At 70.4% G+C, this 10,032-nt stretch carries 7 protein-coding genes, 1 tRNA gene and 1 pseudogene; 3 read left to right on the top strand and 6 right to left on the bottom strand.

Going from position 1 to position 10,032, the window contains the following annotated elements; genetic code table 11:
• Nucleotides 1–235: 235 nt before the first annotated feature.
• The gene (locus ACSMHG_RS19170; protein WP_435748126.1) at nt 236–4,042 is read right to left on the bottom strand and encodes a SpoIIE family protein phosphatase; all 3,807 of its coding nucleotides are present in this window, start codon (nt 4,040–4,042) and stop codon (nt 236–238) included.
• Nucleotides 4,043–4,045: 3 nt separating this feature from the next.
• A complete protein-coding gene (locus tag ACSMHG_RS19175; protein WP_435748128.1) occupies nt 4,046–4,417 on the bottom strand; it encodes an STAS domain-containing protein in 372 nt (123 codons plus the stop codon).
• 826 nt (nt 4,418–5,243) lie between these two features.
• Between ACSMHG_RS19175 and ACSMHG_RS19180 the strand changes: the two genes are divergently transcribed.
• On the top strand, nt 5,244–5,879 hold the full coding sequence (locus ACSMHG_RS19180; protein ID WP_435748130.1) for a uracil-DNA glycosylase: 636 nt from the start codon (nt 5,244–5,246) through the stop codon (nt 5,877–5,879).
• 672 nt (nt 5,880–6,551) lie between these two features.
• Here ACSMHG_RS19180 and ACSMHG_RS19185 read toward each other — a convergent pair.
• From ACSMHG_RS19185 to ACSMHG_RS19200, 4 genes are all read right to left on the bottom strand, one after another.
• Nucleotides 6,552–7,340: a TIR domain-containing protein gene (locus ACSMHG_RS19185; protein WP_435748132.1), complete on the bottom strand. Its 789-nt coding sequence runs from the start codon at nt 7,338–7,340 to the stop codon at nt 6,552–6,554.
• Between the two features lie 81 nt (nt 7,341–7,421).
• Nucleotides 7,422–7,658, bottom strand: coding sequence for a hypothetical protein (locus ACSMHG_RS19190; RefSeq protein WP_435748134.1), 237 nt, complete (start codon nt 7,656–7,658; stop codon nt 7,422–7,424).
• A gap of 329 nt (nt 7,659–7,987) precedes the next feature.
• Nucleotides 7,988–8,064, bottom strand: a tRNA-Arg gene (locus ACSMHG_RS19195).
• A gap of 41 nt (nt 8,065–8,105) precedes the next feature.
• Nucleotides 8,106–8,801 (bottom strand): hypothetical protein, encoded by a 696-nt coding sequence (locus ACSMHG_RS19200; RefSeq protein WP_435748136.1) that lies wholly within the window; start codon nt 8,799–8,801, stop codon nt 8,106–8,108.
• Between the two features lie 124 nt (nt 8,802–8,925).
• On the opposite strand from ACSMHG_RS19200, the gene ACSMHG_RS19205 reads away from it, so the two are divergent.
• Nucleotides 8,926–9,315 (top strand): hypothetical protein, encoded by a 390-nt coding sequence (locus tag ACSMHG_RS19205; protein ID WP_435748138.1) that lies wholly within the window; start codon nt 8,926–8,928, stop codon nt 9,313–9,315.
• Nucleotides 9,308–10,032 (top strand): annotated as a pseudogene (locus tag ACSMHG_RS19210) (hypothetical protein); the annotation flags it as partial. The gene ACSMHG_RS19205 and the pseudogene ACSMHG_RS19210, both read left to right, overlap by 8 nt.

The raw sequence follows: 10,032 nt of genomic DNA on the forward strand, positions 1-10,032 counted from the left end.
CGCCCCCCCGCGCCCCCCACCCCCCGCCCCCCCCCCCCCCCCCCCCCCCCCCCCCGGGACATGGTGGTGACCTGCTCATGATCGAGCAGAGGGTCAGACAGCTGCATGGGCGGTCCGCCTCCTTCCGAGTGGGTGCGTTCCGAGGGCCCCTAGGGGACACGCAGTTGACGTTACCCATGCTGCAGTGGGCTACCACCACCCATCGGGGTGAGGAGAGGCGTGGCCGGCGAGCCGGTCAGGAGTCGGTCGCCGGCCAGTCGAGCAGGGCCCACACGGTCTTCCCCGCCTCGCTCGGCCGCGACCCCCAGTCGCGCGCGAGCGCGGCCACGATGCCGAGACCGCGACCGTGCTCGTCGGCGCCACCGGTGCGCCGCCGGCGCGGTCGGAGCAGGGCGGGGTCCCACACCTCCATCAGCACGGCGTCCTCGAGGCGCCGCAGGTGCACGTCGACGGGTGGTCGGGCGTGGATGAGCGCGTTGGTGACGAGCTCGCTGATGACCAACTTCGCGTCGTCCACCCGCTCGGCAGGCGCGCCCCAGGCGGCGACCTGCGCGGCCACGGCGCGGCGCACGTCGCGGACGGCCGTGGGGCCGCCGCCCACCCGCAGCCGGACCACGGCACCGCCGACCTCCGCACGCGCCCGCGCGGCGACCAGGGCGACGTCGTCGTCGACCTCCTCGGCGTGCGACCCGGCGACGACCTTGTCGAGCAGCTCGGCGACCGGGCGGTCGGCGAACCGGGCGAGCGTCGCGACGAGCCGGCCGATGCCCTCCTGCAGGTCCTCCCCCCGGCGCTCCACGAGCCCGTCGGTGTAGAGCAGCAGGACGTCGTCGGCGTGCAGGCTCACGGTGGTCGCCTCCTGGCCGTAGAAGCCGGCGCCGAGGGGCGGCCCGACCGCCTCGAGCGGCTCCACGGCGCCTCCCGCGCGCGCCAGCAGCGGGGGCAGGTGGCCGGCGTTCGCGTAGGTCAGGTGCAGGTCTGCGGCATCGACGACGGCGTAGACGCAGGTGACGATCTGGTCGCCGGCGAGGTCGTGCACCAACGGGTCGAGCTGCTCGAGCACGTCGGTGCACGGGAGGTCCAGCTTGGCGAAGGCCCGGGTGGCCGCGCGGAGCTGGCCCATCACCGCGGCAGCGCGCACACCGCGCCCCATCACGTCGCCGATCACCACGGCGGTGCGTCCGGCGCCGAGGTCGATCACGTCGTACCAGTCGCCGCCGACCTCGGTGCCCACCACGCCGGCTCGGTAGTAGGTCGCGACGTCCAACGCGGGAACGTGGGGGTCGGTGCGAGGGAGCAGGCTCTCCTGGAGGTCGTGGGCGATCCGGCGCTCCTGCTCGGCCATCTCACGCTCGGCCTCGGCCGCCACCAGCTGCTCCTGCAGGGCCCGCTGCTCGGTGACGTCCTGGAAGGACCCGCGGAGCAGTCGGCTGCCGTCGGCCCCGCGCGCCGGCTCGCCGTACGCGTGGAACAGGCGGGTGTCGCCGGAGGGCAGGACGATGCGCAGCTCGTGCTCGACCGTCTTCCCGCCGGCCGCCTCCGACAGCTTCGCCAGCACGCCGGGCAGGTCGTCGGGGTGGACGAGTGACTCCAGGAGGTCCGCGGCCGCCCGCCGGTCGAGGTCGACCGCCGTGAGACCGGTCATCTCGAGGAAGGTGGCCGAGCCGGTGAGCGACAGGTCGGCGAGGTCGATCTCCCAGCTGCCGAGGCGCGCCAGGCGCTGCGCCTGGTCCAGCAGCGCACTGCTCCGCTCCAGCGCGTCGCGGAGCCGTTGGGCGCGGTCGAGCGCGAGGTTGACCCGGACCCGGGCGAGCAGCTCCCGGGAGGAGAAGGGCTTGACCAGGTAGTCGACGGCACCCGCCTCCAGCCCCTCCACCGTGCCCTCCTCGCCCGCGCGGGCCGAGAGCATGATGACCGGCACGGACATGAGGGCCGGGTCCGCCTGCATCCGGCGCAGCAGCCCGAAGCCGTCGAGCTCCGGCATCATCACGTCGGTCAGGACCAGGTCCGGGACGGCCACGGCCATCTGGCGCAACGCGTCGAGGCCGTCGACGGCGCTGCGCACGTCGTACGCCTGCGCCAGGAGGTCGGCGATGTGACGACGCATGTCGGCGTTGTCGTCGACCACGAGGACCTGCGGCCGCCCCTCCGCCGCGGGTGCCGGCTCGGCCGCCGAGGGTGCCGAAGGTGTCGAGAGCACCGGGTGGTCGGGCAGCCAGTACGAGCTCTCGTCCGCCAGGGCGCGGGCCATGCTGCGGACGAGGTCGCCGGTGGCCTCGGTGTCCCGCGGGTCATCGCCGCCGATGCGTTCGGCAGGGAGGTGGTCTGCTCGGAGGGGGATCGTCACCGTGAAGGTCGTCCCGTGGTCGGTGCCGCCGCTGCTGGTGGTCACCTGGACGTGCCCGCCGTGCTGCTCGACGAGCTCGTGGACCAGCGCCAGCCCGAGGCCGGTGCCCTCGTGGGTGCGGGAGCGCATCCCGGCCACCCGGTGGAAGCGCTCGAAGAGCCGGGGCAGCTCCACCTCCGGGATGCCCGGACCGGTGTCGCTGACGGTGAGCACCGCGTGGGTGCCGTCGTCGTGCAGGCCCACCCGCACGCTGCCCTCGATGGTGAACTTCAAGGCGTTGGTCAGCAGGTTGAGCACGATCTTCGCCCAGTGCTCACGGTCGACGTACGCCGTGGCACCGCCCTCGCACTCGACCTCGAGGGCGAGCCCGGCCCGCTCGGCGGTCGACTCCACCATGGCCGTGAGCTCGGCGGTGTAGGCGCACAGGTCGGTCGGCACGTACAGCGCTGCGTCCTGCCCCGCCTCGAGGCGGGAGAAGTCCAGCAGGGTGTTCACCAGCTGTCGCATGCGCCGGCCGTTGCGGGCGATCACCTCGACCCTGCGCCGCTGCGCGTCCGGGAGCGGGTGGTCGTCGTCGGTCAGTGCGTCCTCGGCCGGGCCCAGCAGCAAGGTGAGCGGGGTGCGCAGCTCGTGGCTGACGTTCGCGATGAAGTCGCTCTTGAGCTGGTCGATCCTGGCGAGGTCCGAAGCCCGCCGCCGTTCCTGCTCGACGGAGCGGGCGTCGCCGATGGCGGTCGAGAGGTGGGCGGCGACGAGCTCCAGGAACGTGCGGTAGCCGTCGTCGAACGGGCGGTGCCGATTCAGCCCGACGACCAGTGCGCCGTACGGGCGAGGCTGCCCGGGCTGGAGCAGGGGCAGGACGAAGGCCTGGCGCGGCGGCCTCTCCCACGGGGTGGCCGGCAGGTCGCTGAAGCGCTCGTCGACCGCGTCGACCAGCGCGGTCCGGCCCTCCGCCGCGGCGTTCAGCGGCCACGGGCCGTCGGCTGCGTCCACCGCGACGACCGGTGGCGCCGCCGGGTGGCCCGGCGCGATCCCGGCGACCCCTTGCAGATGGGCCTCGAGCCCGTCGTCTGCAAAGAGGTAGACCTCGACGAACGGCAGCGAGTGGCGGTTGCGGGCCAGTCGTTCGCACGCGGTGGCGACCGCGGCGGCCTCGGTGAGCGGAGCCCGCTCGCGCACGGCGAGGTCCCGCAGTGTCGTCATCCGACGTTCGAAGACCACCTCCTCGGTGTCCTCGGTGACCACGCACAGCATGCCGCTGGTGGTGCCGTCGTCGTCGGCCAGGGGGCTGTAGGAGAAGGTGTGGTAGGTCTCCTCGACGAAGCCGCTGCGCTCGAGGAAGAGCAGCAGCTTCTCGTCCCAGGTGGCCTCGCCGGTCCTCATCACCTGCTCGATCCGCGGACCGATGCTCGGCCAGACCTCCGGCCACACCTCGCGCGTCGGCCGCCCCAGTGCCTCGGGGTACTTCGCACCCAGCGTGTCGCGACGGTAGGCGTCGTTGCAGAGGAACGTCAGCTCGGGCCCCCACGCCATCCACATCGAGAACCTCGACGTGACCATGGTCCGCACGACGGTGGTGAGCGAGAGCGGCCAGTCCTCGACCGGCCCGAGGGGCGTCGCGCGCCAGTCGACGGCGAGCAGGTCGCGGCCCAGGCGGCCGGAGCTCCGCAGCACCTCCGCCAGGCCGCGGTCCACGGGTCAGCCCTCGACCACGGCACGCACCGTCGGGTGCGTGCGCAGCACCCGGTCCAGCCCGGTGAGCTCCAGGATGCGCGCGACCGGCGGCTGGGGGCCCGCGATCGCGAGCGAGCCACCGAGGCCCCTCGCCCGCCGGTGAGCCGCCACCAGTGCTCCCAGCGCGGAGGAGTCGATGAAGGAGACGCCGGACAGGTCGACCGCGACCTGGACCGCGCCCTCCACCATGAGGTCCTGCAGGGCCGTGCGGAAGGCCCCCACCGTCGCGAGGTCGATCTCGCCCCGGGCCTGCACCACGGCCCAGTCGCCCTCCCGGCTCACCGACAGCGTGAGCTGGTCACCGGTCGACGGGACCGGGAGGTCGTGGGGGGGCATGGAGGTCATCGATCCTCGGCGTCGGCTGGCACGGCCCGCGCCGCGCGTGTCCGGCACATTCTCTCCGCAGACCCCCGGGTCTCGCGGCCCCTTCGCCGATGTCAGCCGAAGTCAGGCCTTAAGGGTGAACGCGGATGACCTGCAGACACGACGACGGCGGCCTCGAGGCTCCCCAGATGCGGGAGCGCCGCCGCCACGAGGCCGCCGGTCGCCGACCTCGTTCCCCGATCGGCGGCGGGCCATGCGTCGACCTCACCGGATTTCTGGTCGGCCGGCTCCGTGGCCCAACTGGCGGGACGTGTGCGACAGGCGCCCCCGACAGGATTCGAACCTGTGACCGGCGGATTAGGCCAAGCCAGGATCATGCGATGTCACGGCGAGCCACCGCGCATCGGCTAAGCCCCGCCGTTCGGGGCCGGATGTGGCATGCGGCGACTCACTGGAAGTCATGTCGGCTCAGGGCGTTTTAGGTGCAAAGTGGGGACCAAAGTGGGTCGCTGACCATGAGGCCCGAGGACTCGGCGTGCCGGTGCCGGTGCCGGTGCAGAGCCGGGCGTGCGCCATTTGGTAGGCGCAGGTTTCTGCCACAATCCAGGGGATGGGACGCCGACGGAGGACGAGAACGAAGTCCCCAGCGTCCAACCTTGCCGCTCGCTTCGCTCGCCTTCGCAGCATGCGTCTACGTGTCTCGGTCGAGTTTGCCCCGCCTGCCGTGGGCCACGCGGACGGCCCGTCATTCCCGCAAAGTCCCGACGACGTTTCTGGATGCGAGCCGCTACCAACGCCTGGAGATGACAACGCGCCCACGCCGTTCGATGCCCAGCGGGTGAGCCTCCCGACGACGTTTTCCTCGGCGCCTCGAACGCACCGCAACGCGCGCGTCCTTGCCCGCAAGCAAGCGCGACTATTCGAGCCGCACGTCGCGCCGATCAACGAACTGGTCGACCGCATCCGCGCCGAGCGTGGCTCGCATGTGCCGTACGTCGACCCTGACTCCGGAGGTGCGGCTGCGCGGGCGCTCTTCGTGCTCGAGTCGCCTGCCGGTCCGGCAGCCCTCGGCTCGGGCATGCTCTCCGTTGACAACGACGACGCTACGGCTGCGAACTTGTGGGAGGCGTACCGATCGTCCGGTCTACCGCGCAGTGTCGGCCTCCATTGGAACGCCGTTCCTTGGTACGTCGGCGACGGGACACGGGAGCGGAACGTAACCCGTAAGCAAGTCGCGCTCGGTCACAGTTACTTACGGCAGTTGTTGGAGACGGCACCTTTTATCGAGGTGGTGGTCGCGATGGGGCGTCCCGCACAGTCCTCGCTACGTCTGCTGGATGCAGAACTGGCGGAACGTGGCATCGGGATCATCGAGTGCATCCATCCCAGCCCGCGCAACAACTCGCGCGGTGGCCCAGCACAAGTGGCCGCTGCTTTCGGCAGAGTGGTGGACCATCTTCGACTTGGCGACTGACCGGATGCTTGGCCCTGTCGGGACCGTCCGGTCATAGGTGCCCTGCAATCTCGCTCTTGTCTCCCTCGAAGTCTCGTCCGAAGTAGACGCGGGCCGTCATGGCCGGGTCTGCGTGGCCCAACTGGTCGGCAATGCGGACGATGGGGACGCCCGCCTCGTGCAGCAGCGTCTCACTGCGAACGACGGCGCGTAATAGGCGCCAGCAATGCTGGCTGGCCCCTAAGCGGCGGCTCACGCCGCCTAGGGGCTGGTCACTCCTCTTGGTCGACGTGCTCCGGGCTCTCAGGGCTTGAGGCCCGTGCAGCAGCACCGACCACCAAGCCGGACGGGTACGGGTTCCCCTTCCCCTCATGCCTGTCCGGCTCACGGTTCCCGTCACGCCTACCCGTGACGGGTCCGCCGCAGGGCTCTCAGACTGAGTCTGCGGTAATCCATTGATCCCGCACGCCGGGATCATGCCGAGGGATTGAGTACCCCTCGGAACCTCATACGAGATGGCTAGTCGGCTATCTAACGGACTGCGGCGTCCGCCCTATCGGATGCCGGGTCGACTACCCACTTCGGAGGCATCCACGGCTTGCCCAATGCTGGGTGAGCCGCTTTTTCTGCGTTCCGGGGGTGCCCACTCGCCCAGGGTCCGACCAATCAATCTGCGTGAGACAATATTCATCTCTAATCGCCGAACTCGCGGTGGAGGGTCGCGAGCACGTCACCGAAAGTTTCCCGGATACGGCCTTGATCGAAGCGGACCTGCTGAATTCCGTACAGGTTCGAGAACTCGGTCACTCCGTTCTCTAGAAGAACTATGGCGCGGTCGAAACCTAGCGCTCCTTGGAACAGTCCTGTCTCGTGGACGACGTTCTGTCGGGCGCGGATGCTCCCGTCTGGACCGTCGTCTTCGCCGGTCAGCACGAGGACGGCGAAACTGGCCTTGCGTGTCATGCTGGAAAGTACATCGCGGATGTGGTGGCCGGCGCGAGCCCCAGTCTCGTATGCTTCCACCTTATAGCCGTGATGATCGACTAGGTGATCTTTCAAATCGCGCCAAGCGGGCGAGCGTCCGTGGCCGATGAAGACGGTCGGCCGGGACTTCGGTGGCGCAGGCGGCTGGGGCATCGAATCGGCTGCCGCATTGAATCTCTCCAGAACTTCCTCGATTTCTGATCGGGAAGCAGCCGAGTAAGTTACATCCGTGACTGGTCCGACGTCATATGTGTCGTAGTCGACGGCGAGATCTCTCTTGAAGCCCGCATTCAATCTAAGAACCGAAAAGGTATGCTCAAGGCGGTAGTCCGCTAGCCATTCTTCGAGGTTTGTGTGATAAATCTGGCGGTGACCGAACTTTACGGAGAACGTTTCGTCGACATAGTCGTAATCCTCGTGGTCCGCTCCCAGTTCTGCTTTCGTTCGCTCGATCGTCTCGCGGCACAGATCTGCGATCAAGGTTGCCGGGAACTTCACGCGATACCGTTGTCTGATTTTCACGGCGGTGTTCTACAAATCCTTCTATGCGGGCGGACGTTGGTTCTTAACAGAGGTCCGTCACGCCAAATTCAAGGTGGCTGCAACGTGCTGCGACAGGAACCCGCAGTTGTCACATCCGATCGCCACGATTGGGACCATGTTGGCGCCAATCTGAACATTCTGCAGGTCGCTGCTAATGCTGTGCGCGAAGTACCCGTCGAGGGTTGACCACGAGTTATGAGCGCACATGGGGCAAGTTGCCTTGACTCCCTTGGCGCGAAGTGCTGCGACGAGTTGTTCCTTGTCGAGTGCCATGCTGGCTCCTCACGTTGGCGGCGGGTGGTGCGGCTCACGCTAGACCCATGGAACGGATATGTCGCGGCTACGCTCGGTGGCCAGGTCGCGCGACTGATGGGCGCAGTAGTACCGGCCCTAGAGAGAGCGGCGCTGGTGCATGAGTGAAGGTGCGGCTCGCCCCGCCGATGCGGGTGACTCGTGAATCGCCGGGCACTTGCGCCATCGGGACGCGGATGAACTGAGAGCGGGAGGCCAGGACCGGCGCAGTTCAAAGTGGGGATCAAAGTGGGGGCCGCCGCCCATGGTGGTCGGCACATTGCTGATGCGCCCCAGTCGCACGTGCATTCTGGCGCCCCCGACAGGATTCGAACCTGTGACCGGCGGATTAGAAGGCCGCTGCTCTATCCAGCTGAGCTACGGAGGCTCGGGCGGCGCCAGCCTACTTCCCGGGCCGGCGGTACCGGCTCAGCGCCACTCGATGCTGGCGAGCACCGACTCGATGACCGCCCGTCGTTCGCTGGGGTCCATGCCGGGGAGGTCGAAGTCCACGTGGAAGGCCAGGTCGCCGGCCCTCGCCCCGTACTCGTCCACGCGGGCACCGTGCTGCGCGCGGCCGCTGAGGTGGTACATCCGCTGGCCGTTGACCGTCACCGGGGGGTGGACCTTCACCTCGCCCTCGCCGTTCCACAGCCGGACGGCCACGTCCCTCAACCACTCCGTGGTCGCGTGGTCGGCGGCCGCCAGGAAGCCGACGCTGATGTCACCGCGGCGGCCGCCGGGCTCGCTGGCGAGGCGTACGAAGTGCGAGATCGGCTCGGCGACGATCCATCCGCTCGGCACTCGGAGGCGGAACGACGCACCCTGGATCACCGGCCCGGTGGCGGGCTCCACACCTGCGAACGGGTCCGCGGAGGCCGATGCGCTGGGCGCTGCTGGGGAGGACGAGTCCGCGGGCCCGCTCGGCGTCGACGGCGAGGTGGATCCAGAGGAGGAGGTCGCCGCCGTCGTCGTCGCGGTCCGGACCGCGCCGTCGTCCGTGTCGCTGCAACCGGCGAGGCCGAGGAGCACGCCCAGCGTGGCAGTGGCGAGGACGGTACGACGGCGATCCGGTCGACTGGGCACGTGCGGCTCCCGACGGGTGGCGAGGTCGGACGGCGTCACCCTAGGCTCCGCGCGTGCGCCCGTCACGCCGGGAACCACGGCCGGCCCGGTCGTGCGGTTTGGGCGCCGTCGGTCGGGGGTAGGCCGTACCCCGGTCGGGATCCCGCGGCTCGGAGGAGACGAGATGAGCGACGGCAGCGCAGGTGGTGGCGCCGGACCGGCCGAGGTGGTGGTCGACCCGGAGGCCGTCCATGACGTCCTCAGCGTGCTCGACGACTGCATCGACCGGGTCGACCCCCAACAGGTCCAGCAGATCCCCTCGACCGCCTTCGGCTCGACCGCCGCCGCCGTGGAGCTGGGTGAGCACACGGCGCTCGCCCGGGAGGCCGTGGTCGAGTCCCTGACGCGGATCCGGACCGGCCTGGGGATCTACCGCGAGAACGTCCACGCCCACCAGCGGGACGTCACCGGCGCCGACGAGGCCGCCGTCAGCGGGGTCCTGCCGCTGACGATCGCTCTGGAGTCGATCAGCCGGCCGATCTCCCAGCAGGCGGGAGGGACCGGCGGTGCCTGAGAAGGGCCCGGAGCAGCTCCGGCTCGAGCAGACGCTGTCGGTCGCCCGTCGTGACCTGGTCACCGCCGGGGCAGGTGCCTGGGTCCAGGCGGCGGGCACGCTCGGTGACGTCGCCAGGCGTCTCGCAGGAGAGGCGCAGCCTCGGGCGCAGGCCGGCCTCGGCGGTCGCACGGGGCCCGCGGTGGCCCGTGCCTTCGACGCCTCGTCCACCTCGCTGAGCGACAAGGGCGTGCGTCTCACGGAGGCGGAGCAGGCGCTGGAGTCAGCCGCCGCCGCCATCGGGCGCGCCGAAGCGGCCCAGGCTCGTCTGAGGGCCCTGGTGATGCCGACGGCACCGACGCGCTCTCCGGGGCCGGCGCAGCCCGATGAGGCTGAGGCCCAGGCCCGCTACGACACCGCCGTGTCGCAGTTCTGGCGCGACTACGCGGAGAACGAACGGATCGCCCGCGACGCCAACCACGACCTCGACGACACCTTCCGCGCCGCCACGGCCGTGATGAAGCGGATCCACGGCCGGCCCGACCCGGTCCCCGAGCCGACCGCCCACCGTGGGTCCCCGGCCGGCTCCCCGGCAGCGCGGACCCCGGTCGCCCCTGGTTCCGCTGCCGGTACGCCGGCCGGCGCAGACCCAGGGCGTCCCGCGGTGGCGCCGCCGGGCCCCGCAGGCGTGGCCGGCCCCGACACGTCGCCCCTGCCGGCCGGTGGGCCGGCGCCGGT

The sequence above is a fragment of the Nocardioides ureilyticus genome, from assembly GCF_051280745.1.
GTDB lineage: Bacteria > Actinomycetota > Actinomycetes > Propionibacteriales > Nocardioidaceae > Nocardioides.

Bases quoted from the DNA above. Each gene is read 5' to 3' on its own strand.
- ACSMHG_RS19175 (WP_435748128.1), bottom strand. From the start codon at position 4,417: ATGCCCCCCCACGACCTCCCGGTCCCGTCGACCGGTGACCAGCTCACG.
- ACSMHG_RS19205 (WP_435748138.1), top strand. From the start codon at position 8,926: ATGAGCGACGGCAGCGCAGGTGGTGGCGCCGGACCGGCCGAGGTGGTG.
- ACSMHG_RS19190 (WP_435748134.1), bottom strand. From the start codon at position 7,658: ATGGCACTCGACAAGGAACAACTCGTCGCAGCACTTCGCGCCAAGGGA.